Consider the following 25575-nt stretch of genomic DNA (forward strand, 5'->3'; position numbering starts at 1 on the left):
GCGCTCACGGCTCGCGCAGCGCGCGGCGGGCGAACAGGCCCAGCGGCTGGGCCAGGTACTGCAGCAGGCTGCGCGGCGGGGTGGTGATGAAGACCTCGGCGGGCATGCCGGCCTGCAGGCGCAGCTGGGGATGGCGGGCCAGTTCCTCGGCCGCCACCTCCACCTGGGCGCTGTACCACGACTGCCGGGTCTGCGGGTCCTGCTGCGCGTCGGGCGCCACCGCCAGCACGCGGGCCGCCAGCAGCGGCGTGCTGCGGAAGTCGAAGGCCGACAGCCGCACCTCGGCGGCATCGCCGGCATGCACCTGCTCGATGTCGTGCGGCTCGATGCGCAGCTCCACGATCAGGTGCTCGCGCGCCGGCACGATCTCCAGCAGCGGCTCGCGCGGGCCCACCGCGGTGCCCGGCGCGCTCACCCGCAGCGCCATCACGCTGCCGTCCACCGGCGCGCGCACGGTCTGGCGCTCCACCTGGTCCTGCGTCGGGCGCAGCCGGTCGTCGAGCTCGCGCTGGCGGGCCACCGCCTCCTTCAGCTCGTCGGCGGCGCGCTGCTGGTAGGCGCCGCGCAGCTCGGCGGCCATCTGGCCAAGCCGCCCGAGCTGCCCGCGCGCCTCGGCCAGGTCGCTGCGGGCGGCCTCGGTGCGGCCTTCCAGGTCGGCCACGTAGCGCTGCATGGCGATCAGCCGGGTCTTCTGGATGAAGCCGCTCTCGGCCAGCGGCAGGTTGATGGCCAGCTCCTCGCGCGCCAACCGGGCGGCCTCGCCAGCGGCCTTGAGCTGGGCCTCCAGTGCGGCGATGCGCGCCCGCGCGTCGCCCTGCTGCGCCTGCAGCGACTGCAGCTGGTGATCCAGCGCCTCGCGCCGCGCAGCAAACAGCTGGCGCTCGCGCGCCAGGGTCTCGGGCGCCGCATCGGCCGGCCAGCTCACCGTGGCGGCCAGCGCGAGCTCGGCACGGGCCCGCTCGGCACGCACGCGCTCGGCGTCACGCTGCTTGCTGAGGATGTCGAAGGCGGCGTCGCTGCGCAGGTCGCCCACCACCAGCAGCGGCTGGCCCTTGCTGACGCGCTGGCCGGGGCGCACATGCAGCGCCTGCACGATGCCGCCTTCCTGGTGCTGCACGATCTTGCGGCCCAGCTCGGTCTGCACCTGGCCGTTGGCGACCACCGCACCGCTGAGCGGCGCCCAGGCGCACCAGCCGCCCACCAGCAGCCCCACCACTGCTAGCGGCAGCACCACCTTGCGGCGCAGCCGGGCCAGCGCGTGGCGGTGCTCGGCGGCGGGCTGCGCCTCGGCCAGCAGCCGCGCCAGCGTGACGGGGCCGCCGTGGCGCGACGCCACGAGGCCGGCCTCGCTGCCGAAGCTGGAGGGGAAGGCGGAGTTGGCGGCGCCGTTCATGCCTGTGCTCCCGCGGCGCTGCCCGCCTCGGGGCGGCGCAAGGGGTGCACGCTGGGGCTGCTCAGGCGGGCCAGCACCTGCTCGCGCGGGCCGAACAGCTCCAGCTGGCCCTCGCGCAGCACGGCCAGCTTGTCGGCCTGGCGCATCAGCGAGGGCCGGTGCGAGACCAGCACGACGGTGCAGCCGCCCTGCTTGAGCTGCTCGATGGCGCGCGCCAGCGCGTCCTCGCCCTCGCTGTCGAGGTTGGCATTGGGCTCGTCGAGCACCACCAGCTGGGGGCTGCCGTAGACGGCGCGCGCCAGGGCGATGCGCTGGCGCTGCCCGCCCGACAGCGCGCAGCCGGCCTCGCCGAGCTCGGTCTCGTAGGCCTGGGGCAGGCGCAGGATCATCTCGTGCACGCCGGCCAGCTGGGCGGCGGCCACCACCCGCTCGCTGTCCACCGGGCCGAGCTGGGCGATGTTGTGCGCGACGCTGCCGGCAAACAGCTCGACGTCCTGCGGCAGGTAGCCGATGGCGCCCACCAGCTGCTCGCGCGGCCAGTGCGCCAGCTCCACGCCGTCGAGCCGCACGCTGCCGGCCTGCGGGCTGCGCAGCCCCAGCATCAGCCGCAGCAGGGTGGTCTTGCCGGCAGCGCTCGGGCCGATCAGCCCCAGGCACTCGCCGGCAGCCAGCGCAAAGCTCACGCGCTTGATGAGCGGCGGGCGCTGCGGGTCGACGCCGTAGCTGACCTGCTCCAGGCTGAGCCCGCCGCGCGCCGGCGGCAGCCGCAGCGCATCGGGCTGCGGCAGCTCCAGGCTCTGCTGCTGCAGCCGCGCCCAGGCGGCCCGCACCTCGATGAGCGACTTCCAGCCGGCAATGAGGTGCTCCACCGGCTGCAGGGCGCGCGCCACCAGCACGGTGGCGGCGATCATGATGCCGGGCGAGGCATGCCCGGCGATGACGAGCCAGGCGCCCAGGCCCAGCATGCCCACCTGCACCGCCTGGCGCAGCAGCCGCCCGCAGGCCGACAACGCCGCACTGGCCTCACCCAGCCGCTCCTGCGCAAGCAGCGCCTCGCGGTGGCGGGCGCTCCAGGCGGCCACGGCGCGCTGCAGCATGCCCATGCCCACCAGCACCTCGGCATTGCGGTGCAGCGCCTCGATGTGCAGCGCGGCGCTGCGCCCGCGCAGCAGCACCTGCTCGGTCTCGCTGCGGGTGTGGCGCTCGGTGTACAGGCCCAGGCCGAACAGCAGCAGCGCCGCGCCCAGCGCGGCCCAGCCGAGCGCCGGGTGCAGCGCGAAGATCAGCAGCAGGTAGAGGGGCAGCCACGGGGCGTCGAACAGCGCCTGCACCGCGGGGCTGCCCAGGAAGCCGCGCAGCCGGGTGATGTCCTGCAGCGCCGAGCGGTCGGTGCGGTGGCGGGCGGTGGCGTTCTCCTGCAGCGCCGCCTGCAGGGCGTGCGGGGCCAGCGTCTCGTCCACCAGCCGCCCGGCGCGCGACAGCAGCAGGCTGCGCGCACGGTCCATGCAGTAGCCCAGCCCCAGCGCCAGCGCCGTCAGCACGCTCAGCATGAACAGCGTCTCCAGGCTGCGGCTGCTGAACACCCGGTCGAACACCTGCAGCATGTAGATCGACGGCATCAGCAGCGCCAGGTTCAGCAGCAGCGAGGCGGCAGCGGCCAGCGCGATGTACGGGCGCAGGCCGGGTGCGAGCAACCATCTCATGTCGAACCCCCGTCAAGGTGATGGGCGGCGCCGGGGCGCGACCGGTGGGATGCCGCGCTGGCGCAGCGGGCCCGCCAGGCCCGCTCCTCGACGGGCGCGGGCGGAGGAGGCATCCTAGGGGACGGAGGGCCGTGCCGGGACTGCGGAATCCTGCAGCCCGAGCGGATGAGGAGGGCGCAACGCCAGCCGAGGCGACCAGGCGCTGCCTCGCGCCGGTCGCGCCGATGTCGCCACGGAACGCGCTGCGCCAGGCAGGCCGGCCCTCGGGCCGGGAATCAGAAGGTGACGCCGGCGCAGAGCACCACGTTGGTGTAGGGCGTGCACTCTCCCGTGCGCACCACTGCGCGGGCGCGGGCACTCAGGCGCTTGAGTTCCTCGTGCGTCACCGTCTCGGCCGCCACTGGCAGCTCGGCGCACCAGGCCGGCAGGCCGGTGCTGCCCCGCGCTTCCTCGGCCACCAGCGCGCGCTCCACCTGCATCTCGCTCAGCACCGCGCGTAGCACCGGCGCGAAGGCCGGCAGGCCGGGCGTGACGGCCAGGTCGATGCGGCGCGGGCCGTCGGGGATGGGCAGGCCGGCATCGCCGATCACCAGCAGGTCGCCATGGCCCAGCTGGGCGATGACATGCGACAGCTCGGCATGCAGCAGGGAGGTGCGTTTCATATCACGGTCCAGTCAGGTGGCTCGGGCAACGCCTGCAGCGCTGCCAGGTGGGGAATGGAAGGCTGGGCGCCTGGCCGGGTCACGCACCAGGCGGCGGCCTGGATGCCGCGGCGCACCGCCCGGTCGAAGCCCAGGCCGTTGGCCAGGCCGACCGCCAGCGCGCCGGTGAAGGTGTCGCCGGCGGCGGTGGTGTCCACCGCGTTCACCGCGAGCGCCGGGTGGAAGCGGCCGCCGTCGGCATCGACCGCGACTGCGCCGCGCGAGCCCAGTGTCACCACCACCCGGCCGGTACCGCGGCCCAGCAGCGCCTGGCCGGCGGCCAGCGCGGTGGCCGGGTCGTCCACTGCCGTGCCGGTCAGCTCGGCCGCCTCGACCTCGTTGAGCACCAGGATGTCGATGCACGGCCACAGCGTCTCGGGCAGCGCCACCATGGGTGACGGATTGAACAGCACCCGGCAACCCACGCGGCGGGCCAGCTCGATGGCCTGCAGCACCGCCGGCAGCGGCGCTTCCAGCTGCGTCACTAGAAAGGCGGCGCCTTGCAGCTGGCCGGCCAGTGCCGCCTCATCGATCGTGATGTGGCCGTTGGCGCCGGGGATCACGACGATGCGGTTCTGCGCGCTGTCGTCGACCATCACGAGCGCCACGCCGGTCGGGCCGTCGTCGGTGGCGACGGCGCGGTGGTCGATGCCGTCCTGCGCCAGCGCCTCGCGCAGGGCCTGCCCATAGGCATCGTTGCCGACCCGGCCCACCATCGTCACGCTGCCGCCCTGGCGGGCGCAACTGACAGCCTGGTTGCCGCCCTTGCCACCCGGCAGGGTGGCGATGGAGTGGCCGGTCAGCGTTTCGCCGGCCTGCGGCGCGCGGGGCACCCGCAGCAGCAGGTCCATGTTCAGGCTGCCGAGCACGACGATGCGCGCCGGCCCCGGGGAGGAGGCATTCATGCGGTTTCTCTCGGATCGGGGTTGAAGCGGGCGGTCGAGGCGCGCACGCAGAGCTCCGGCTGCAGCATCACCTTGCGGGCCTGCTGCCGGCGGCCGTCGATGCGCTCGCGCAGCATGTCGACCGCGAGTGCGGCGATGCGCTGCTTCGGTTGCGCCACGGTGGTCAGCGGCGGGCTGGTGAAGCGGGCCAGCTCGATGTCGTCGAAGCCGACGATGGACAGGTCGTCCGGCACCCGCAGGCCGCTTTCATGCGCGGCGCACAGCGCGCCCATGGCCATCAGGTCGTTGCAGATGAAGACCGCGCTCGGCCGCTCGGGGCGGCGCAGCAGCGCGTGCAGCGCCTCGTAGCCGCCCTGGCTGGTGAAGTCGCCGTGCCACAGCAGCTCGTCCCCGCCGGCGTCGAGGCCGGCCTCGGCCATCGCCTGGCGCCAGCCGGCAATGCGCTGCTCGCTGGAGGCGATGTCGCGCGGGCCGCCGATGCAGGCGATGCGGCGGTGCCCCAGCGAGGCCAGATGCCGGGTGGCCAGCATCGCGCCATGCAGGTGCGCGGTCTCCACCAGGTCGCAGGGCAGCGAGTCGATCTCGCGGTCCAGCAGCACGGTCGGCACCTTCAGCCCGGCCAGCAGGGTGGGCAGCGAAGCGTCCTGGCCGGTGGAGACCACCACCAGGCCGTCGATGCGCCGCTCGGCCAGCACCTGCAGGTAGACGCCCTGGCGGCGCGGCTCGTCATCGGTGTTGCACAGCAGCAGCGTGTAGCCGGCGTCGAAGCAGCGGTCCTCGATGCTGCGCACGATCTCGGCGAAGTAGGGGTTGGAGCTGTTCGGGATCAGCATGCCCAGCGTGCGGGTGCTGTTGCTCTTCAGGCTGCGGGCCACCGCGCTCGGCACGTAGCCCAGCTCGCGGATGGCCTGCTCGACCCGCGCGCGGCCTTCCGCGCTGACATGCCGGGTGCCGTTGACGACATGCGAGACGGTGGTCACCGAGACGCCGGCGTGCTGCGCGACGTCCTTGATGGTGGCCATCGCCTCAGCCCCGCGCGGCGCGGCGCTGGCGCAGCATGTCGATCACCACCGCCACCACGATCACGCAGCCGGTGATGATGCGCTTGCTGGGCTCGCTGGCGCCAACCTGGGCCAGGCCGGCCTCCAGCACCGCGATGATGAGCACGCCGAAGAAGGTGTTGACCACCGAGCCGCGCCCGCCCATCAGGCTGGTGCCGCCGATGACCACCGCGGCGATCACGCGCAGCTCGATGCCCTGGCCGGCATTCGGGTCGGCCGCCTCCAGGCGCGCCGCCTGCATCAGCCCGGCCAGGCCGGCCAGCAGGCCGGTCAGCGCGAACACCGCGATGCGGATGGGCCGCGGGTCGACGCCGGCCAGCCGCATCGCTTCCTCGTTGGTGCCGATGCCCACCACGCAGCGACCGAACACCGTGCGCGACAGCACCAGCTGACCGACGGCCACCAGCACCAGGGCCAGCAGGAAAGCCACCGACACGCCGCCGATCCATGGCGCGGCCAGCCCGGCGATGGCGTCGCCCACATACTGGGTGCGCGAGTCGGTCACCATGTAGGCGCTGCCGCGCACGATTTCCAGCATGCCCAGCGAGACGATGAAGGACGGCAGCCGGAAGGCCACCGACACCGCGCCGGTGATGCTGCCGCACAGCGCGCCGGCGGCCAGCCCGAGGGCAGCGGCGGCCGGTGTGCTCCATTGCCACTGCAGGATGGCGGTTGTCGAGACCGCGGCGGCCAGCGCCAGCACCGAGCCCACCGACAGGTCGATGCCGGCGATGATCAGCACGAAGGTCATGCCGACCGCCATGACGGCCAGCGCCGGGATGTCGTTGGCGATGGTGACGAAGGTATCGACGCTCAGGAAGTTGTCGCTGATGGCGCCGAACAGCGCCACCATGGCGACCAGCACCAGGGCCAGGCCGACATAGGTGCCGAGTTCGCTGCGCAGGGCGCGCGGGGCGGCGGGGGGCAGGGAAGAAACGGTGGTGTTCATGGCAGTCATTCAGTTCGGGCGCGTTCGCCCTGGCCGCTGAAGGCAGCGGCGAGCAGCGACTGTTCGCTCCACTGGCCGCGCTCGAAGACGCGCACCAGGCGGCCGGCGCTCATCACGCCGATGCGGTCGCACATGGCCATCAGCTCGCGCAGGTCGCTGGAGACCATCAGCAGGGCCTTGCCGGCGGCGGCCATGCGGTCCAGCTCCTGGTACAGGTCGGCGCGGGCGCCGACATCGACGCCGCGGGTCGGCTCGTCCAGCAGCAGCACGTCGCAGTCGCGCAGCATCCAGCGCGCGAAGACCACTTTCTGCTGGTTGCCACCGCTGAGCGCGCCGACCGGCTGCTCCTCGCTGTGGCAGCGGATGCGCAGGCGCTTGATGAAGTCGCGTGCCAGCTGCTGCTCGCGCCCCGGTTGCAGCCAGCCGCCGCGCGAGACCGCACCCAGCCGGCTCAGCGAGGTGTTGACGCGCACCGACTGCGGCAGCAGCAGGCCCTGCGACTTGCGGTCCTCGGTGATCAGGCCCACGCCGGCGCGGATGGCCTGCTCAGGCGTGCGCCAGCTGTGCCGCACGCCGTCGGTCTCGCGCCAGACCTGGCCGGCGTCGGCGCGGTCGGCACCAAACAACAGGCGCAGCAGCTCGGTACGGCCGGAGCCCACCAGGCCGGCGATGCCGAAGACCTCGCCGGCGCGCAGGTCCAGGTCGACCTCGCGCACCGCCTGGCCCCGGCTCAGGCCGCGCGCGCTCAGGCGCACCGGGCCGGCGTCGCGGCGCGGGCGGTGTTCCTCGCTGCGCACCTCGCGGCCGACCATGCGCTGCACCAGCTCGGCCTCGCCCAGCCCGGCCATCGGCCGTACATCGACCAGCCGGCCGTCGCGCAGCACGGCCACGCGCTGGGCGATGCGCTGCAGCTCTTCGAGCCGGTGCGACACATAGACCAGCGAGACGCCGGCAGCGCGCAGCCGGTCGATCTGCTCGAACAGCCGGTCGGTCTCGCGCGGCGTGAGCATGGCCGTGGGCTCGTCGAGCACCAGCACCCGGGTGTCGTCCTGCAGGTTGCGGGCAATCTCCACCATCTGCTGGTGGCCGATGCCCAGCCGCGACACCGGCGTGCCGGGGTCGATGTCGTCCAGGCCGATCTTGGCCAGCTGCCGCCGCGCCTGGGCATGCAGCTCGGCACGTCGGACCCAGCCGGCGCGGTGCGGCAGCCGGCCGAGCAGCAGGTTCTCGGCCACGGTGAGCGTCGGCACCAGGCCGAGTTCCTGCATCACCATGCGCACGCCGAGCCGTTCGGCCTCGCGGCGCGAGGCGGGCCGGTAGTCGCGCCCGTCCAACTGCAGCATGCCGCGGGTGGGCGTGACGAGGCCGCAGATGATCTTGGACAGGGTGCTCTTGCCGGCGCCGTTCTCGCCGGTGAGGGCGAGCACCTCGCCGCCGAGCAGCTGCAGCGACACGCCGTCGAGCACCGGCTCGGCGTAGTCCTTGCCGATGCCGTCGAGCGACAGCACGGCCGTGCCGGCGGCGGGGGCCGGGCGGTGGGTCGTCTCGGGCATCGGCGCCACCTTACTTGGCGGCCTTGGTGACCACGACCACGTCGGTCTTGATCTCGGCCGGCATGTTGGCTTGCGGGGTCTTGTCGGCCAGTGCCTTCAGCGCGGTTTCGATGCCGAACACCGCCTGCTTGGCGGCGAACTGGTCGGCCGTGGCGAGCACGCGGCCGTCGTTGAGCATCGGCTTGATGGCGTTGATGTTGTCGTAACCCACCACCTGCACCTTGCCGGCCTTGCCGGCTGCCTTGATGGCAGCCACCGCGCCGAGCGCCATGTTGTCATTGCCGGCCAGCAGGGCCTTCAGGTCCGGGTGCTCGCGCAGCATGCCGGCGGCGACCGTGTTGCCCTTGTTGATCTCCCACTGGCCCGACTGCACGCCGACCACCGTGATGCCGGCGGCCTTCATCGCATCCTGGAAGCCGAGGGTGCGCTGCTGTGCATTGGTGGTGGTGGAGACGCCCTCGATGATGCCGACCTTGTCGCCGGCCTTCAGGCTCTTGGCCAGGTGCTCGCCGACCATCTTGGCGCCCAGGCGGTTGTCGGGGCCGACGAAGGGCACCTTGATGTTTTTCTCTTGCAGCGCGGCGGCGTCGAAGCGGTTGTCGATGTTGACCACCAGGATGCCCTTGTCGATGGCCTGCTTCACCACCGGTGCCAGCGCCTTGGAATCAGCCGGCGCGATGACCAGCGCGTCGACCTTCTGCGCAATCATCTGCTCGACGATCTTGATCTGCGCAGCGGTGTCGGTCTCGTCCTTGATGCCGTTGGCAATGAGCGTGTACTTGCCGGCGTTGGCCTTCTGGTGCGCCTTGGCGCCGTCTTCCATGGTGCGGAAGAACTCGTTGGCCAGCGACTTCATCACCAGCGCCACCTTGGGCGCGTCGGCCGCCAGGGCCGGGCCGGTGCACAGGCTGCCGAGCAGGGCGGCGGCAGCAGCGGCTTGCAGGGTGCGGCGGGTCAGTTTCATCGGTCTGTCTCCTAGGTGTTGGATCGGCGAGCCCCGGCGCGGGCCGGCGCATGGACGCCGACCGCGTGCATGGCGGCCGGCTCTCACGGAGCGGCATGATAGGGGGAGGCAAACGTTTGCGCAAACGTTTGCGTCCTGGGGCTTACCCGAGGTGGCGGCGCCGCTCCAGCCGATTTGACGGTGTAGAACGATCGTTCTACCATGGCGGTATGTCGCCACTTTTGCCCCTCGAAGAACAGGTGCTGCGCAGCGCGGAAGCGCTCATCTACGCTCACGGCGTGCATGCCGTCGGGATGGACGGCATCGTGCGCCTGTCCGGTGTGCCGCGGCGCACCATCTACAAGCGCTTCGGTTCCAAGGAGGGGCTGGTGCGCCAGGTGTTGCAGCAGCGCCATGTGCGCTGGATGTCCTGGCTCGATCGGGAAGTGACGCGCCGCGCCACCGACCCGCGCGAGCGCCTGCTGGCCGTCTTCGATGTGCTGCACGACTGGTTCGGCACCGAGGACTTCCACGGCTGCGCCTTCATCAACATCACCGGCCAGTACGCCGACCCCAACGAGCCCGCGCGCGTGGTGGCCCGCGAGCACAAGGCGGCTCTGCTGGACTGGCTGGCCTCGGCTTGCCAGGCGGCCGGATGCCCGTCGCCGCAGGCCTGGGCGGCGCGCTTCCTGGTGCTGGTCGATGGCGCCATCGCGGTGGCCAGCGTCGCTGGCAGCCCGGCGGCGGCGCTCGATGCCCAGTCGGTGGCGCGCGCGCTGCTCGACACCCTGCCATTCCCCCCTCAGGAGAACGACCGATGATGTCCCCCAACGCAGCCCGCCCGCCGCTGCCTCCGTTCACGATTGACAGCGCGGTGCAGAAGGTGCGCCTGGCCGAAGACGCCTGGAACAGCCGAGACCCGCAACGGGTCGCGCAGGCCTACACGCTCGACAGCCGCTGGCGCAACCGGGCCGAGTTCGTCGAGGGGCGGGCGGCGATCGAACAGTTCCTTGGCCGCAAGTGGGCTCGCGAGCTGGACTACCGCCTCATCAAAGAGTTGTGGGCCTTCGACAGCCATCGCATCGCCGTGCGCTTTGCCTACGAATGGCATGACGACTCGGGGCAGTGGTTCCGCTCCTACGGCAACGAGAACTGGGAATTCGACGCCGATGGCCGGATGAGCCGGCGGCATGCCTCGATCAACGACCTGCCGATCCGCGAGGCCGAGCGCAAGTACCACTGGCCGCTGGGGCGGCGGCCCGATGAGCACCCGGGTCTGAGCGACTTGGGACTCTGAGCGACGAGGCGTAGGATAGCTCCGACATGCCGCACGGTATTTGGCGAAGCGCCAAAGCGCTGCGGCTGCCCTACGATGCGCACACCGTTTCCAAGAAGGGAGCTAGGAATGGATGCCAACGACCTCAATCGCATGACCGACTGGATCGAGCGCTTCACCGCGCGCCTGCTGGCCCGCACCCGCGGCGAGGACCCGCAAGGCGCCCGCGAATGGGCCGCTGCCGCGTGGCAGGAGTACGGCAATTCGTATTGCCCGGAGCGCACGGCCGAAGCGATGGCGGTCGCGTGCAGCGGTGGGGGCGCCTGGTAAGCCGCATCGGCTTCAGCCGCACGCGACTGCCTCGCCAACAGCGGGGCCTTCCACCCCATACCGCGCCGGGCCGTCCTGCGCCGTCCTCCGTGGCAGGGGCGAGGTCGGCATGATCCGATGGCCTTCTCGCCATCTTCCCCGGAGGGCCGGCCCGGCCGATCCACCCTCCAGCTCCCGCCCTCTTGTGGGCCGTCTTGCACCATTGCAGCGCCACGTGGCACTGACGCGACCGCTTCCCTGGGCGCCGCACCGCCAAAAGCCATGGCAGCGAAAGTCTTGCCATGAATCAAGGCGCAGGGGTACGCTTATACAGTTGCCACTCATCCTTCTCATCTGAGAAGAAAGGGCACCGGATTGCGCTGCCGTCGTCTGCGGTGGGGAGGCGTTTCGGGGCGCTGCGTTCTGCCTCGTGCAGCAGCGCGGCCGCGAGAAGGAGCGATCAGATGAAGGACAAGCTCGCTGACTGTTTGCTCAGTGAGACGCCGGATGCTGTGATCCTTTGGACCCCGCAGGCGCTGTTCTGCACTGGAACATGGCCGCCGGGCGCCTGTTTGGCTACGAGGCGAGCGACGCCATGCGACGCCCGCTGGTCGACTTGATCGGTACGGCCGGCCAGCAAGCCAGCTTCCACCGCGTCCTGCAGGCTGCCGAGCGAGGCGAGCTGCACGTCGATGAAGGCGTCTGCCGGAGACGCGCGGCTCCAAGGTGCATGTCAACAGCTCGACCAAGGCGCTGCGTGGTGATGACGGCGCGTTGCTCGGCTTCATCGTCACGAAGAAGGACGTCACACCGCTCAGGTCTCGCGCGACATGAAGCTGGTGCAGACGCAGTACCGCGACCTGCTGGCGCACACGCCCGACGCGATCCTGATCGTGAATGCCACCGGGCATATTATCCTGACCAATTCGCGAGCCGAAGGACTGTTCGGCTACCCGCGGGAAGCGCTGCTCGGGCAGGCGGTGGAAATGCTGCTGCCGCCTCACGCGCGCGAGCTTCACCTGGCGCACCGCGGGCAGTTCCTCGAGCAGCCGCGGGGCCGCTCCATGGGCGTGGGGCTGGAACTCTACGGCCAGCGCCGCGACGGTGAGGAGGTGCCGGTGGAGATCAGCCTCAGCCCGCTCTCGACCGGCGAGGGACCGATGGTGATGTGCGCGGTGCGCGACATCACCGAGCGCCAGGAAACACGACGGCGCACCAACCAGATGTTCCGCGCCTTGCTGGAGTGCGCCCCGATGCCATGGTGGTCGTGGACCCGACGGGACGCATCGTCCTGGCCAATTCGCAAACGCTGTCGCTGTTCGGATGGAAGCGGGAAGAACTGCTGGGGCAGCCGGTGGAGATGCTGATGCCGGAGTGATTCCGAAACGCGCATCCCGCGCATCGCGAGTCGTTCCTGCGCCAGCCGAAGGTGCGCACCATGGGCGCCGGCCTGAGCCTGTGGGGCCTGCGGCGCGACGGCATGCCGCCGCTGCCCGGCGGGCCGGCAGGCGCGGGCGGGTGGCTGACGCGCGCGCCGGCCAGCGAGCCGTGGACCCATCGCCGCTTGCCCGGCGAAAGCGACCCGGGCCGCCCGCGGCGGCGTCACACCGGAGCGCCCCGCCCGCTGCCCGGCAGGCCGGCGCGCGCCAGCATCGCATGCAACAACACGTTGGCCCCCGCGGCGACATGCTCCGGCGTGGCGGACTCGATCTCGTTGTGGCTGATGCCGTCCTTGCACGGGATGAAGATCATTCCCGCCGGGGCCAGCCGCGCGACATACACCGCGTCGTGCCCGGCGCCAGAGACCGCGTCCATGTGCGAATAGCCCAGCTTCCCGGCGGCCTGCCGCACCGCCGCCACGCACTCGGGATGAAACGGCACCGCCGGATAGTGAGACACCTGCTCGATGTGGATGGGCAGGCCGCTGTCGCGCGACAGGTCGGTGGCGAATGCGTGCAGCTCGGCATCCATGCGGTCGAGCAACTCGTTGCTGACGTTGCGCAGGTCGATCGAGAACTTCACCCGGCCGGGAATCACATTGCGGCTGTTGGGGAAGACCTGCACCATGCCCACCGTGCCCCGGCCGTGCGGCGCATGCCGGTGCGCCAGCGCCACCACCTCCTGCATCAGCCGGGTCGACACCTGCAGCGCATCTCGGCGTACCGCCATCGGCGTCGGGCCGGCATGGGCCTCCATGCCCGTCACCGTGCAGTCGTACCAGCGGATGCCCAGCACCGCATCGACCACGCCGATGGTCTTGCCATGGGCCTCCAGCACCGGGCCCTGCTCGATGTGGGTCTCGAAGTAGGCACCCACCGGATGCTGGCCCGGCGTCTCCTCGCCGACGTAGCCGATGCGCCGCAGTTCCTCCTGCACGCTCTTGCCGTCCACGTCGCGGGCGGCATAGGCGTGCTCCAGCGTGAAGGCCTGGGCGAAGACGCCGGAGCCCATCATCACCGGCACGAACCGCGAGCCTTCCTCGTTGGTCCAGAAGGCCACCTCGAGCGGTGCCTCGGTCTCGATGCCGTGGTCGTTGAGCGTGCGCACCACCTCCAGTCCGGCCAGCACGCCATAGTTGCCATCGAACTTGCCGCCGGTGGGCTGGGTGTCGATGTGGCTGCCGGTCATCACCGGCGGCAGCCGGTCGTTGCGCCCGGGCCGGCGCATGAAGACGTTGCCGATCGCGTCCACCGTGAGCGCCAGCCCCGCTTCGCGCGCCCAGCGACAGACCAGATCGCGGCCCTGGCGGTCGAGGTCGGTCAGCGCCAGGCGGCAGACGCCGCCCTTCGGCGTGGCGCCGATGGATGCCAGCTCCATCAGCGACTGCCACAGGCGGTCGCCGTCGATGCGCAGGTGCTCGATGTCGGTCTTGACTCGCGTGTCCATGCCGGTGCTCCTTGCTGTCAGGGGGCCTCGCGCACGACGGCGCTCGGGGCCAGTTCATGGTTGCGGCGAATGGCGGCATCGAAATGCGGTCCGAAGGGCGGTCGCTTCAGGTAGCGCCCGGCGCCCTGACGGGCCCGCAGGTCCCCCCGGGCCCACACCAGCGTGCCCTGGCTCAGCGTGTGGCTGGGCACGCCGCGCACCGTTCGGCCCTCGAAGAGGTTGAAGTCGCCCCGTGAATGCTGGGTGCGTGCCGACAGCGTCTGGCTGCCCTGCGGGTCCCACAGCACCAGGTCGGCGTCGGCGCCGACCGCGATGCAGCCCTTGCGTGGATAGAGGTTGAACAGGCGGGCCGCATTGGCCGAGGTCACCGCGACAAACTCGCTCGGTGTCAGCCGGCCGGTGTTCACGCCCGCGTCCCACAGCACCGCCATGCGCTCCTCCACGCCGCCGCAGCCGTTGGGGATCTTCGTGAAATCGGTGCGGCCCATGGCCTTCTGCTCGGCGCAGAAGCTGCAGTGATCGGTCGCGGTGGTGTGCAGCTGGCCGGACTGCAGGCCGCGCCACAGCATCTCCTGGTGGCCCTTGGGCCGGAAGGGCGGGCTCATCACATGGGCGGCCGCGGTGGCGAAGTCGGGATGGCGGTAGACGCTGTCGTCGATCAGCAGATGGCCGGCCAGCACCTCGCCGTAGACCCGCTGGCCGCGGGCGCGCGCCCGTGCAATGGCCTCGGCGGCCTCGATGCACGAGACGTGCACGATGTAGATCGGCACGCCCAGCACCTCGGCGATCGCGATCGCGCGGTTGGCCGCCTCGCCTTCCACCATCGGCGGGCGGGCCAGGGGGTGCCCTTCCGGCCCGGTGATGCCCATGCGCGCCACTTCCTGCTGCAGCAGGTAGACCAGCTCGCCGTTCTCGGCATGCACGGTCGGCATGGCGCCCAGCTCGAGCGCGCGGCGGAAGCTGTTCACCAGCGTCTCGTCGTCGCACATGATGGCGTTCTTGTACGCCATGAAGTGCTTGAAGCTGTTGACGCCTTCCTCCTGCACCAGCGTGCCCATGTCGCGGTGCACGCTGTCGCCCCACCAGGTCACCGCGACATGGAAGCTGTAGTCGGCCGCGGCCTTCTCGGCCCAGCCGCGCCAGGTGCGGTAGGCCTCCATCAGCGGCTGCTTCGGGTTGGGAATGACGAAGTCGATGATGGTGGTGGTGCCACCGGCCAGCGCGGCGGCGGTGCCGCTGTAGAAGTCGTCCATCGTCACGGTGCCCATGAAGGGCAGCTGCATGTGCGTGTGCGGGTCGATGCCACCCGGCAGCACGTACTGGCCGCTGGCGTCGAGCCGTTCGGCGCCGGCCGGCGCCTGCCGCGCCGCGTCCTCGCCGACGGCGGCGACCTGGCCGCCGACGCACAGCACGTCGGCCTTGAACTCGCGGTCGGCATTCACCACGGTGCCGCCCTGGATCAGATAGGCAGTGTCCATCGTCCGTCTCCTTCCATGTGTGTGGGGATGCGCCTCGGCCTAGGAGCGCGTGCGCGGTGCCGTGGCCAGGTAGCAGGCGCCCGCCACCGCCAGGCTGAAGAACCAGCCGAAGTCAAACAGGCCGAGCAGCAGCGGCGAGACCGAGGTCTTCGACACCACGCCGGACACCGCCAGGTAGCCGGGCAGGCAGGGCAGCACGCCGAGCACCAGCGCCATCACCGCCTGCGGGTTCCAGCCATTGCGGTATTCGTAGTCGCCGCCGCGGCGGTAGAGGTCGCGCATGTTCAACTCGGTCTTGCGCAGCAGGTAGTAGTCCGCCAGCAGCACGCCAGCGATGGCGCCCAGCAGCGTGCCGTAGCCGCCCAGCCAGCTGAAGAGGTAGCCGCCGGAGGTGGCCAGCAGCTTCCATGGCATGAAGACCAGGCCGATGCCGGCCGCAATGAGCCCGCCGGTGCGGAAGCTGATGCGTCCGGGCGCCACTTGCGAGAAGTCGTAGGACGGCGAGACCAGGTTGGCGGCGACGTTGGTGGTCAGGTTGGCCAGCAGGATCACCACCAGGCCGAGGCCGGCGGCCACCGGGCCCATCTGCGTCAGCAGGCCGTCGGGGAACAGCTGGGCCTTGCCATACAGGATCTGCGACACCGAGAAGCCAATCACCCCCACCAGCGAGAACAGCGCCATCGGCAGGGGCAGGCCCACCGCCTGGCCGATGATCTGCTCGCGCTGCGAGCGCGCGAAGCGGGTGAAGTCGGGGATGTTGAGGGCCAGGGTGGCCCAGAAGCCGACCAGGCCGGTCAGCGCCGCCCAGGTCCTGGGGCCGCCCTCCACGACCTTGGCGGGCAGCGCAAAGATCTGCGCGGGCGGCACCTGGACGAAGGCCCATGCCACCAGCGCGACCGAGGCGGCGATCATCAGTGGCGCCGCCACCACTTCCAGCACCCGCACCGACTCCAGCCCGCGCCAGATGAACCACAGGTGCACCGCCCAGAATGCCAGGAAACAGGCGAGCTGCGAGGCGCTGATGGTCTCGCCAGGCGCCGGCGCTGCCAGCCCGAGGCCCAGCGTGTTCAGCAGCCCGTGCAGCGCCAGCGCGCCGAACCAGCAGTTGATCGAGAACCAGCCACAGGCCACCAAGCCGCGCAGCACGGCGGGCAGGCTGGCGCCCTTCACGCCAAAGGCGGCACGGCTGAGCACCGGGAAGGGGATGCCGTGCTTCGCGCCTGCGCGCCCGATCAGCAGCATGGGCACCAGCACGATGCAGTTCGCGAGGAAGACCAGCCAGATCGCCTGCTGCCAGGTGAAGCCCTGGTCGAGCATGGCGCTGGCCATGGTGTAGGTCGGCACGCAGATGACCATGCCGACCCACAGGGCGGCGTAGTCCTTCCAGCGCCAGTGCCGCTGGGCGTCGGTGGTGGGCAGCAGGTCGGCGTTGGCCAGCTCGTCGCCATGGCTCCCCGGCAGCGTGCCGGCCGGGGAGGTGTAGGAAGGATTCATGCCGTTTCTCCTGGTGGGTGGAAGCGCCGCGGGCGGTCGCCCGCGGTGGCACTGCAAGGGGCGGGCCATTCGTTGCGGCCCGTGTGCCATGGCTGATGCGCCCTGGCTGTGGCGGACTCACCGGATGGGGGGGGTCGCTACGGCCCGATCACCGCGCCGGTCGACCGCGGCCCCGCGCGAGGTGCACCATCCGGGTCGCCTTCGTTCATGCAGGCTCATGCCGCAGCGGGTTGTTGGGATGGGTGGTCCAGTTCGCGTATGCGCCGCTGACCGCCGCGCCGGTGCGGCGGTCCATCTCGCCGGCTTGCAGGCTGCGCATGGTGATGCAGCCTGGCACCGGGCAGATGGAGGCGCAGAGGTTGCATCCCACGCAGTCCTCCTCCTTCACCTCGAAATGGCGCTGGCCATTCAGGGTGGCGGTGATGGCCTGGTGCGAGGTGTCTTCGCACACCACGTGGCAGCGGCCGCAGCCAATGCACAGGTCGGCATCGATGACGGCCTTCTCGACATGGTTGAGGTTGAGCTGTCGCCAGTCGGTCACGCTGGGCAGCGCACGGCCGCGCAGGCTGTCCAGCGTGGCATGGCCGTGGCTGTCCATGAAGTTGGACAGGCCGCTGACCAGGTCCTGCACGATCCTGAAACCATAGACCATGGCGGCGGTGCACACCTGCACCGTGCCGCAGCCCAGGGTGATGAACTCGGCGGCATCGCGCCAAGTGCTGACGCCGCCGATGCCGGACAGGGGCAGGCCGGCGGTTTCCGGATCGCGCGCGATCTCGGCCACCATGTTCAGCGCGATCGGCTTGACGGCCGGCCCGCAGTAGCCGCCGTGCGAGCCATGGCCGTCGGTGCTGGGCAGCATGGCCATGCGCTCCAGGTCCACGCCCATCACCGAGTTGATGGTGTTGATCAGCGACACCGCATCCGCCCCGCCGCGGCGTGCCGCGCGTGCAGGGTGGCGCACGTCGGTGATGTTGGGCGTGAGCTTCACGATCACCGGCAGCCGCGAATGGTGCTTGCACCATTGAGTGACCATCTCGATGTATTCCGGCACCTGGCCCACCGCCGCGCCCATGCCGCGCTCGCTCATGCCGTGCGGGCAGCCGAAGTTCAGCTCGATGCCGTCGGCCCCGGTGTCCTCGACCATGGGCAGGATGCGTTTCCAGGCGGCCTCCTCGCAAGGCACCATCAGCGAGACGACCATGGCACGGTCGGGCCAGTCGCGCTTGACGCGGCTGATCTCCTGCAGGTTGAGCTGCAGCGGCCGGTCGGTGATCAGCTCGATGTTGTTGAAGCCAAGCACCCGCCGGTCCGGACCCAGCAGGGTGCTGTAGCGCGGGCCACTGACGTTGACCACCGGCGGGTCCTCGCCGAGCGTCTTCCAGACCACGCCACCCCAGCCCGCCTCGAAGGCACGCACGACGTTGTAGGCCTTGTCGGTGGGGGGCGCCGAGGCCAGCCAGAAGGGGTTGGGGCTGCGGATGCCCACGAAGTTGCTGCTCAGATCGGCCATGAACGTCTCCTTCAGGCGCGCAGGGCGCGATCGATTGCCACGGCCGCGCGCTTGCCGTGCTCGACGGCCTCCACCGTCAGGTCGCGCCCGCCATGCCGGCAGTCGCCGCCGGCCCAGACGCGCGGGTGCGAGGTGCGGCCGTCGGCATCGGTGAGGATGCGGCCCTCGAGCCGCTCGATCTCCGGCGCCGCCTGGTCGGCCTCGCTGCGCTGGCCGATGGCCTTGAGCACCAGGTCGGCCGGTAGCACGAAGCTCTCCCCGGTCTCGGCCAGCCGGCCGCCCGCCTGCCGGGTGACGGCAAAGCGCACGCCGCGCAGCACGCCGTCCTCGGCCAGCAGGTCGCGCGGGGCCGCCCAGTGGCGGATGGTCACGCCCTGGGTTTGCGCCCAGCGCTGCTCGTGGCGCGAGGCGCCCATGTCCTCGGGACCGCGGCGGTAGACGATGTGCACCTCGCGTGCGCCGAGCAGGCGGCACTGCACGGCCGCGTCCACCGCCGTCATGCCGCCGCCGATCACCACCACCTGCCGGCCCACCGGCACTTCGGCCGGGTGCGCGGCCTGGCGCAGCTCGGCAATGAAATCCACCGCATCCCGCACGCCGGCCAGGGCCGGTTCCGGGATGCCCAGCGCATTGACGCCGGCCAGCCCCAGGCCGAGGAAGACGGCGTCATGGGCCTGCAGCAGCGCCTGCAGCGTGAAGTCGCGGCCCAGCACCTGGCCATGCCGCACCTCGATGCCGCCGATCGACAGCAGCCATTCGATTTCCCTGCGGGCGAAACCGCCGGTGGTCTTGTAGGTGGCCAGGCCGTATTCGTTCAGGCCGCCCAGGCGGGGGCGGGCCTCGTGCAGCACCACCTCGTGCCCGAGCAGCGCCAGCCGGTGTGCGGCGGCCAGCCCCGCTGGCCCGGCGCCCACCACTGCCACCCGGCGGCCACTCGGTGCCGCGCGCGAGAAGAGCGGTGCGCCGGGCGACGCGAAGTAGGCGTCGGTGGCGTGCCGCTGCAGCAGGCCGATCTCTACCGGCTTGCCTTCATGCAGGTTGCGCACGCAGGCTTGCTCGCACAGCACCTCGGTGGGGCAGACGCGGGCGCACATGCCCCCCATCACGTTCGCGTCGAGGATGGTGTGTGCGGCACCGCGCAGGTTGTCCTGGGCAATGCGCTGAATGAAGGTCGGTACGTCGATGCCGGTCGGGCAGGCGGCCGTGCAGGGCGCGTCATGGCAGTAGTAGCAGCGGTCGGCCTCGACCAGCGCCTGGGCACGTGTGAGCGGTGGATGGGCGTCAGCGAAGTTGCGTTCGTAGTCGTCTGCGCTCAGGCGGCCGGCCAGCAGGCCGCCGCCATCGACGCCTGGCGGCGTGGTGGGCATGTCCATCGAGAAGCTCCGTGTGGTCGTGGGGAGGAGGTGCGCTGCGCGCTGGGCTCAGCCGCGCCCGGCACGCAGCCGGACCCGGTGCCGCGAGCGCCGCAGGCGATGCCTGTCGCCGAGGCCGGTGGGACGCTGCTCAGCGGAGGCTGGCAGGGACAGTCGCTCGTCAGGCTCGTTCATCGTTGCCTTTCTTTGGAGCGCGGTGGGGGTGGGGCCACCGGCTCGGTGCGCGGGTGCACCAAACTTACTCGCTGGTAAAGTTTTACTGCTTGGTAATTTCCCGGGGACGCAAGATCTCTGCCAGCACGGCCTGGACAGGCGGTGGCGCCACAATGGCGGTCATGAGCACTTCTTCCACACGAAGGCCGGCACAGGGCGCCGGCCGCAGCGGCAGCACCAGCCGCGCGGAAACCGCGGTGCCGTCCGGTGACGGGCGCGCCGTCCGCAAGCCGGCCGGCAGCGCCACGCGGCCTCGCAAGGCGGAGCCCGCCGAGCCGGCCAAGCGAGCGCCGCGGGCGGCGCGGCTGCGCAAGGAGCAGGACATCCTGCGCGAGGCGGAGCGGCAGTTCGCGCAGTTCGGCTTCGAGGGCGCCTCACTGGAGAGCATCGGCGCCGCCCTGGGCATCAGCCGCCACAACCTGCTCTATTACTTCCCAAGCAAGGAGGCGCTCTACCGCCGTGTGCTCGACGAGGTGATGGGCCAGTGGCTGCAGGGCATGGGCGCCATCGCAAGCGGCGAGGCGCCGGAGGCGGCCTTGCGCGACTACATCGCCGCCAAGATGCGCTTCTCGCGGGAGCGGCCGAGCGGCTCCCAGGTGTTCACGAAGGAAGTGATCGCCGGCGCGCCGCGATATGGCGAAGCCATTGCCGAGCTGGTCTTGCCGCCGCTGAAGGCCGATGTGCGTGCCTTCGAGCGCTGGGCCAGGCAGGGACGCATCGGCCGGGTGGACTTCACCCACCTGATGTTTCTGATCTGGTCGGTCACCCAGGCTTATGCCGACCTGGCGCCGCAGTTCGCCTTGCTGCTGGGCAAGCCGGCCCTGGAGGACAAGGACTATGCGGCGGCCGAACGGCTCATCGTGCGGCTCGTGCTGGCGGGCCTGAAGCCGGACGCCAGCTGAGCGCGCCAACGGGCAGCAAGGGGTGTTCCCGATGCCGGGCCGCAACGGGGCAGCCGCGGAGCCGGGGAACGGCGCTTGCTGGAACCGGGTCTCCCCCCAACAAGCAAGAAGGACCGCCACGATGAAGCCCATGCTGAACAAGCTTTCGCCCAGCATCACCAAGATGATCCGCATGGATCACACCCATGTGCTGGCCACCTTCCACAAGTTCACCCCCGAGACATCGGCCGACAAGAAGCAGGCCATCGCCAACACGGTGTGCCTGGCGCTGGAGATTCACGCGCAGCTGGAGGAAGAGATCTTCTACCCGGCGCTGCAGGCGGTGGCGGTGGACCGCGAGGTGCTCGACAAGAGCAAGCCCGAGCACGACGAGATGCGTCGGCTGATCGCGCGGCTGCGCTCGCTGCAGCCGGGAGACGCCGATTTCGACACCACCCTGCAGCAGTTGATGCGCGACGTGATGCACCACGTGGCCGACGAAGAAACCGTCTTGCTGCCGGCGGCCGAACGCCTGCTGGCCGACCGGCTCGGCGAGCTCGGTGCGCGCATGACCCGGCGCCGGCTCGAGCTGGCCGCGCCGCATGCTGGTGAAATCGCCGTCAATACCGCCCGTACCATGCCGGCAACCACCATGGTGATGGCAGCCGGCGGGCTGATCGCTGGCGGGCTGTTGCTGAAGAAGGCGCTGGAGCTGCGCCGCCACTGAGCGCAGCCGGCGTCATGCCAGGCCCTGCAGGGCCTGGCGCATGCGCCCCCAATGCGAGCCGCGCCAGTAGACGCGGTCGCACGCCGCACAGCGCCAGAAGTCATTGAACTCCGCCAGGGTGCGCGGCGGCAGCCGGTGCGCCACCTCGTCCTTGGCCACCGGCTGCAGTGGCTGGTTGCACAAGAGGCAGCGGCTGGTCCGGCTGGCCTGCAGGTCCAGCCGCAAGGTGGTCGCCACCTCGCGCAGCTGCGCCAGCGGTTCCACCGCCCTCAGGTAGCAACCGTGGCGGATGTCGCGGTGCATCAGCAGGTCTCGATCACGGGTGAGCACGGTGCGGTGCTCGGCGGCCGCTTCGGCCGCCAGCTCGGCGTCGGAGCCGCTGTCGTGATACAGCGTGTCGAAGCCCGCGAATCGCAGGTAGCGCGCCAGGCGGCCCAGGTGGGCATCGGCAATGAAGGCACTGGGCGCAGGCTGCTGTGGCAGCGGCGCGATGCTCTGCCAGCGCGGATAGACCGCGATGCGCTCGCCCTCGCGCAGAGGCCGCCGATCCAGGCTGGCCGGCTCGCCGTCCACCAGGACCAGCCCCACCTCGGTGTGCGGCACGCCGAGTGATTCGATCGCGTGCTTCAGGCTTTCGTGAGGCGCGGGCAGGTGCCGGGTGCTGCGTCCCCGGCGCCGCGGCGCCAGGAAATCGTTCAGTTCTGCGTAAAAGCGGATCTCGCACATCAGAGGTACACGGCTTGCTGGTTTTTTCGGGACCGCCATCGGGCGAAACCCTGGCCGGCCGCTGACGGCCGGTCGCATTCTTCAGGAGGTAGATGATGGCCCAGACCCATGGCCGCCAAGCGAACAAGCCCAAGCTCGACGAGGTCGCCGCACGCCAGCGCGCCCTGCAGCAGAGCCAGGACGAACACGACGAGGAGCAGCAGGCCCAGCAGGCCGAACAGGGCACGTCCCCGCCCAAGCCGGTGCAGGCCGGCGCCCGCGAGCAGCCGGCGGATCTGCCGGCGCAGCACCTGGACAAGCCCGGACTGGAGCAGGACCTGCAACTGCAGCCCCGCTACAGCGCCCCGGACTACCAGGGCAGCAACAAGCTGCTCGACAAGGTGGCCCTCATCACCGGGGGCGATTCCGGCATCGGCCGGGCGGTGGCAGTGCTGTACGCCCGCGAGGGCGCCGACGTGGTGATCTGCTATCTCAACGAGCATGCAGACGCCGAGGAAACCCGCCGCCAGGTCGAGAAGGAAGGCCGTCGCTGCCTGCTGATCCCGGGCGACGTGAAAGACCCGGCCTATTGCAAGGCCGCGGTGGAGCAGACGGTGAAGGCGTTCGGCAAGCTCGACATCCTGGTCAACAACGCCGCGTTCCAGGAGCATGCCCAGTCGCTGGAGGACATCACCGAGGAACGCTTCGACGAGACGCTGCGCACCAATGTCTACGGCTACTTCCACATGGCCAAGGCGGCGCTGCCGCACCTGAAGCAGGGCGCGGCCATCATCAACACCGGCTCGGTGGTGGGCCTGCAGGGCAGCGGCCGCCTGCTCGACTACTCGACCACCAAGGGCGCCATCCACGCCTTCACGAAGTCGCTCGCGCAGAACCTCATCGACAAGGGCATCCGCGTCAACGCGGTGGCGCCCGGGCCGGTGTGGACGCCGCTGAACCCGGCCGACTCACCGGCCGAGAAGGTCAAGGAATTCGGCAAGCAGACCGACATGAAGCGCGCCGCCCAGCCGGAGGAGCTGTCGCCGGCCTATGTGTTCCTGGCAGCGCCGGTGTGCTCCGGCTATATCACCGGCATCGTGCTGCCGGTGACCGGCAGCATCGGCGCGATCTGAGGCAGGGCAGCCGGGCCGGGGCACCGGCCCGTGCCTAACGCCGGCCTTCAGCCCTCGGCCGGCGGCGGTGCGCCGCGCACCGGGTTGGACGGCTGCTCCAGCTTGACCCAGCGGCCGCTGCGGGCCGATTCGTAGATAGCCTCGATGATGCGCTGGTCCTGCAGCCCGTCTTCGCCGCTCGAATACGGCCGCTGGTTGTCACGCACGCGCTGGGCCATGTGGTCCATTTCCTTGGCGAACTCGTTCACCTCCGGCAGCGACGGCTGCAAGTGGGTTTCCTGCCCGCCCACCACCCGCGCGCCGCGTAGCCGCAGGTTCTGGTAGGCGTAGGCCGGGTCCAGTTCGGCCCAGCCCTCGCTGCCCAGCAGCCGCAGGAACTGCGAGCGGTGGGCGCCGTAGCTGGTGTGGCAGGTGGCGCGCAGGCCGCTGGGGAAGCGCAGCACGAAGCGGGCCGCTTCCTCCACCTCGCGGAAGCGGGGATCGCCGGTGGGCCGGTCAATGTCGCCCCACACCTCGCTGGGTTCCTCGCCGGTCAGGAAGCGCACGCCGTTGATGCAGTAGATGCCCACATCCGGCAGCGGCCCGCCCCCGGCCAGGGCTTTCTTCAGCCGCCATTGCCCGGGGTCGCCCAGGTGGATGGCATTGGTGGAGATGAATTCCTTCAGGCGGCCCAGGTGCTTCTCCTGCACCCAGCGCTGCAGCAAGCGGTTGTTCGGCTCGTACTGGCTGCGGTAGGCCACCATCAGCTGGCGTGCCGCCCGGCTGCAGGCGTCGATCATCTGGCGGCATTCCGCCACGCTGTTGGCCATTGGTTTCTCGCACAGCACATGCTTGCCGGCCCGGGCAGCGCGCACGGTGTATTCGGCGTGCAGGCCGTTGGGCAGCACGATGTAGACCACCTGCACCGCCGGGTTGTCGGCCAGCCGGTCGAAGCCCTGGTAGTCATAGATCGCGGTTTCCGCGATGCCGTAATGCCGGGCCACTTTCTGCGCCTTGGCCCGGTCGCCGCTGACCAGCGCCACCGCCTTGCAGTGGCGGGTCTGGCCGAAGGCCGGCAGGATCTCGTCCAGGCTCAGGCGGCCCAGGCCGACCACCGCAAAGCCGACCCGCTGCGCCGGCGGGTCTCCCAGTTCGGACGGTTTTTCAGGCACTTCGCTCGGTGCCTGCGAGGGCGGCAGCGCGATGCGCGCGGTGTCGTCCGGTGAGGCGGCCAGCGCCGCCGCCGGCAGCCAGGGCACCAGGCTGCCACCGGCCATGCGGCGCAGGAAACGCCGGCGCTGCTCTTCCTGGGGTGCTGGCGCGGGAGGGCATCGGTCTTGCATTCGCGATCTCCTACAGGGCGAGCCCGGGGCGGGCCCGCGTGCTTGCCGGCAAGGCCTGTGCCGCTGCACGAGGCGGGGCTGGCCGGCAGGGCCGAGGGGCGGGATCGCGCGGCGCCGGGGCGGCGCACGCTGGGGAGCCGGCGGGGCGCCGGGCTGCAGGAGGCGCAGGTGGCAGCTGCGCGTGGTGCGCAGCCTCCCCCGGCCGTTCAGATTTCCATGTTGTCGATCAGGCGGGTGTTGCCCAGCTTGGCCGCGGCCAGCACCACCAGCGGCTCGCCGGCCGCGCGCTGCTCGGCGCTGGGCACGCCGAGGTCGACGCGCCGGCGGATGGCCACATAGTCGGGCACCCAGCCGCGCTGGCGCAGGTTGTCCATCACCTCCTGCTCGAGTGCCGCCGGATCGGGATGGCCGTTGCGCATCGACAGCTGGATGTGCTTGAGCGACATGGCCAGCTGCACTGCCTCGGCGCGCTCGGACTCGCTCAGGTAGCCGTTGCGGGAGGACAGCGCCAGGCCGTCTTCGGCGCGGGTGGTTTCGCCGGCGACGATCTCGGTCGGCAGCGCCAGCTGCTGCACCATGCGGCGCACCACCATCAGCTGCTGGTAGTCCTTCTTGCCGAACACCGCGACGCGCGGCTGCACGCAGTTGAAGAGCTTCAGCACCACGGTGCTGACGCCGGTGAAGAAGCCGGGCCGGAAGTGGCCTTCGAGGATGTCGCCCAACTCCGGCGGCGGCTGGATGCGGAACACCTGCGGCTCGGGATACAGCTCGTCCTCGGACGGGGCGAACACGACGTTGCAGCCGACGCTGCGCAGCAGGTCGCAGTCGCGCTCGAAGGTGCGCGGGTAACGGTCGAAGTCCTCGTGGGGCGCGAACTGCAGGCGGTTGACGAACACGCTGGCGACCACCGGGCCGCCGCGTTCACGGGCCAGCTTCACCAGCGAGAGGTGGCCCTCGTGCAGGTTGCCCATCGTGGGCACGAAGGCCGTCTTGGTGGCGCCGGCCAGCGCCTGGCGCAGCTCGGTGATGGTATGGACGATGCGCATGGGGAAAGGGC

General features: G+C 70.9%; 23 protein-coding genes and 2 pseudogenes. 9 read left to right on the forward strand and 16 right to left on the reverse strand.

Features of this window, described 5'->3' with window-relative positions:
- Positions 1-4 precede the first annotated feature (4 nt).
- The 8 genes from N7L95_RS20880 to N7L95_RS20915 form a co-directional block, all read right to left on the reverse strand.
- Positions 5-1393: an HlyD family type I secretion periplasmic adaptor subunit gene (locus tag N7L95_RS20880; RefSeq protein ID WP_301257170.1), complete on the reverse strand. Its 1389-nt coding sequence runs from the start codon at positions 1391-1393 to the stop codon at positions 5-7.
- Positions 1390-3096, reverse strand: a complete 1707-nt coding sequence (locus N7L95_RS20885; protein WP_301257171.1) for a type I secretion system permease/ATPase — start codon at positions 3094-3096, stop codon at positions 1390-1392. Before N7L95_RS20885 ends, N7L95_RS20880 begins: the two co-directional genes overlap by 4 nt.
- Positions 3097-3371: 275 nt before the next feature.
- On the reverse strand, positions 3372-3758 hold the full coding sequence (gene rbsD / locus N7L95_RS20890; RefSeq protein WP_301257172.1) for a D-ribose pyranase: 387 nt from the start codon (positions 3756-3758) through the stop codon (positions 3372-3374).
- Positions 3755-4702: a ribokinase gene (gene rbsK, locus N7L95_RS20895; protein WP_301257173.1), complete on the reverse strand. Its 948-nt coding sequence runs from the start codon at positions 4700-4702 to the stop codon at positions 3755-3757. The genes rbsD and rbsK overlap by 4 nt, the downstream gene beginning before the upstream one ends.
- Positions 4699-5724, reverse strand: a complete 1026-nt coding sequence (locus tag N7L95_RS20900) for a LacI family DNA-binding transcriptional regulator (RefSeq protein WP_301257174.1) — start codon at positions 5722-5724, stop codon at positions 4699-4701. The genes rbsK and N7L95_RS20900 overlap by 4 nt, the downstream gene beginning before the upstream one ends.
- 4 nt (positions 5725-5728) lie before the next feature.
- Positions 5729-6721, reverse strand: a complete 993-nt coding sequence (locus tag N7L95_RS20905) for an ABC transporter permease (RefSeq protein ID WP_301257175.1) — start codon at positions 6719-6721, stop codon at positions 5729-5731.
- Positions 6718-8265 carry a sugar ABC transporter ATP-binding protein gene (locus tag N7L95_RS20910; RefSeq protein WP_301257176.1) on the reverse strand — a complete coding sequence of 516 codons (1548 nt, stop codon included), beginning with the start codon at positions 8263-8265 and terminating at the stop codon, positions 6718-6720. The genes N7L95_RS20905 and N7L95_RS20910 overlap by 4 nt, the downstream gene beginning before the upstream one ends.
- A 10-nt stretch (positions 8266-8275) precedes the next feature.
- A complete protein-coding gene (locus N7L95_RS20915; RefSeq protein ID WP_301257177.1) occupies positions 8276-9229 on the reverse strand; it encodes a sugar ABC transporter substrate-binding protein in 954 nt (317 codons plus the stop codon).
- Positions 9230-9438: 209 nt separating this feature from the next.
- Between N7L95_RS20915 and N7L95_RS20920 the strand changes: the two genes are divergently transcribed.
- From N7L95_RS20920 to N7L95_RS29640, 6 genes and pseudogenes are all read left to right on the forward strand, one after another.
- The gene (locus N7L95_RS20920) at positions 9439-10029 is read left to right on the forward strand and encodes a TetR/AcrR family transcriptional regulator (protein ID WP_301257178.1); all 591 of its coding nucleotides are present in this window, start codon (positions 9439-9441) and stop codon (positions 10027-10029) included.
- The gene (locus N7L95_RS20925) at positions 10026-10505 is read left to right on the forward strand and encodes a nuclear transport factor 2 family protein (protein WP_301257179.1); all 480 of its coding nucleotides are present in this window, start codon (positions 10026-10028) and stop codon (positions 10503-10505) included. The genes N7L95_RS20920 and N7L95_RS20925 overlap by 4 nt, the downstream gene beginning before the upstream one ends.
- 108 nt (positions 10506-10613) lie before the next feature.
- The gene (locus tag N7L95_RS20930) at positions 10614-10814 is read left to right on the forward strand and encodes a hypothetical protein (RefSeq protein ID WP_301257180.1); all 201 of its coding nucleotides are present in this window, start codon (positions 10614-10616) and stop codon (positions 10812-10814) included.
- A gap of 532 nt (positions 10815-11346) precedes the next feature.
- Positions 11347-11508 (forward strand): annotated as a pseudogene (locus N7L95_RS29635) (PAS domain-containing protein); the annotation flags it as partial.
- 115 nt (positions 11509-11623) lie between these two features.
- Positions 11624-11947, forward strand: a pseudogene (locus tag N7L95_RS20935) (PAS domain S-box protein); the annotation flags it as partial.
- Between the two features lie 104 nt (positions 11948-12051).
- Positions 12052-12171: a PAS domain-containing protein gene (locus N7L95_RS29640; RefSeq protein ID WP_363324850.1), complete on the forward strand. Its 120-nt coding sequence runs from the start codon at positions 12052-12054 to the stop codon at positions 12169-12171.
- 224 nt (positions 12172-12395) lie between these two features.
- Here the strand turns inward: N7L95_RS29640 and N7L95_RS20940 are convergent, their stop codons facing one another.
- The 5 genes from N7L95_RS20940 to N7L95_RS20960 all read right to left on the reverse strand — a co-directional run bounded on the left by N7L95_RS20940 (position 12396) and on the right by N7L95_RS20960 (position 19531).
- Positions 12396-13679: a Zn-dependent hydrolase gene (locus N7L95_RS20940; protein WP_301257182.1), complete on the reverse strand. Its 1284-nt coding sequence runs from the start codon at positions 13677-13679 to the stop codon at positions 12396-12398.
- 17 nt (positions 13680-13696) lie between these two features.
- Positions 13697-15157 carry a dihydropyrimidinase gene (hydA, locus tag N7L95_RS20945; RefSeq protein ID WP_301257183.1) on the reverse strand — a complete coding sequence of 487 codons (1461 nt, stop codon included), beginning with the start codon at positions 15155-15157 and terminating at the stop codon, positions 13697-13699.
- Positions 15158-15196: 39 nt separating this feature from the next.
- The gene (locus tag N7L95_RS20950; protein WP_301257184.1) at positions 15197-16651 is read right to left on the reverse strand and encodes an NCS1 family nucleobase:cation symporter-1; all 1455 of its coding nucleotides are present in this window, start codon (positions 16649-16651) and stop codon (positions 15197-15199) included.
- Positions 16652-16856: 205 nt separating this feature from the next.
- Positions 16857-18164 carry an NAD-dependent dihydropyrimidine dehydrogenase subunit PreA gene (gene preA, locus N7L95_RS20955; RefSeq protein ID WP_301257185.1) on the reverse strand — a complete coding sequence of 436 codons (1308 nt, stop codon included), beginning with the start codon at positions 18162-18164 and terminating at the stop codon, positions 16857-16859.
- Positions 18165-18175: 11 nt separating this feature from the next.
- Positions 18176-19531 (reverse strand): NAD(P)-dependent oxidoreductase, encoded by a 1356-nt coding sequence (locus tag N7L95_RS20960; RefSeq protein WP_435870108.1) that lies wholly within the window; start codon positions 19529-19531, stop codon positions 18176-18178.
- Between the two features lie 341 nt (positions 19532-19872).
- Here N7L95_RS20960 and N7L95_RS20965 point away from each other — a divergent pair, with 341 nt between their 5' ends.
- Positions 19873-20652, forward strand: coding sequence for a TetR/AcrR family transcriptional regulator (locus tag N7L95_RS20965; RefSeq protein ID WP_301257187.1), 780 nt, complete (start codon positions 19873-19875; stop codon positions 20650-20652).
- A gap of 121 nt (positions 20653-20773) precedes the next feature.
- Positions 20774-21358, forward strand: coding sequence for a hemerythrin domain-containing protein (locus tag N7L95_RS20970; protein ID WP_301257188.1), 585 nt, complete (start codon positions 20774-20776; stop codon positions 21356-21358).
- A 12-nt stretch (positions 21359-21370) separates the two neighbouring features.
- Here the strand turns inward: N7L95_RS20970 and N7L95_RS20975 are convergent, their stop codons facing one another.
- On the reverse strand, positions 21371-22084 hold the full coding sequence (locus N7L95_RS20975; protein ID WP_301257189.1) for a Mut7-C RNAse domain-containing protein: 714 nt from the start codon (positions 22082-22084) through the stop codon (positions 21371-21373).
- 95 nt (positions 22085-22179) lie between these two features.
- Here N7L95_RS20975 and N7L95_RS20980 point away from each other — a divergent pair, with 95 nt between their 5' ends.
- Positions 22180-23196, forward strand: coding sequence for an SDR family oxidoreductase (locus tag N7L95_RS20980; protein WP_301260204.1), 1017 nt, complete (start codon positions 22180-22182; stop codon positions 23194-23196).
- A 47-nt stretch (positions 23197-23243) separates the two neighbouring features.
- Here the strand turns inward: N7L95_RS20980 and N7L95_RS20985 are convergent, their stop codons facing one another.
- Together N7L95_RS20985 and panC are read right to left on the reverse strand one after the other, a co-directional pair.
- Positions 23244-24518, reverse strand: a complete 1275-nt coding sequence (locus N7L95_RS20985) for a Gfo/Idh/MocA family protein (protein WP_301257190.1) — start codon at positions 24516-24518, stop codon at positions 23244-23246.
- 206 nt (positions 24519-24724) lie between these two features.
- Entirely contained in the window at positions 24725-25564 is an 840-nt protein-coding gene (gene panC, locus N7L95_RS20990; protein ID WP_301257191.1) for a pantoate--beta-alanine ligase, read from the reverse strand.
- Positions 25565-25575 lie beyond the last annotated feature (11 nt).

The sequence above is a fragment of the Eleftheria terrae genome, from assembly GCF_030419005.1.
In the GTDB taxonomy this organism is placed as follows: domain Bacteria; phylum Pseudomonadota; class Gammaproteobacteria; order Burkholderiales; family Burkholderiaceae_C; genus Caldimonas; species Caldimonas terrae.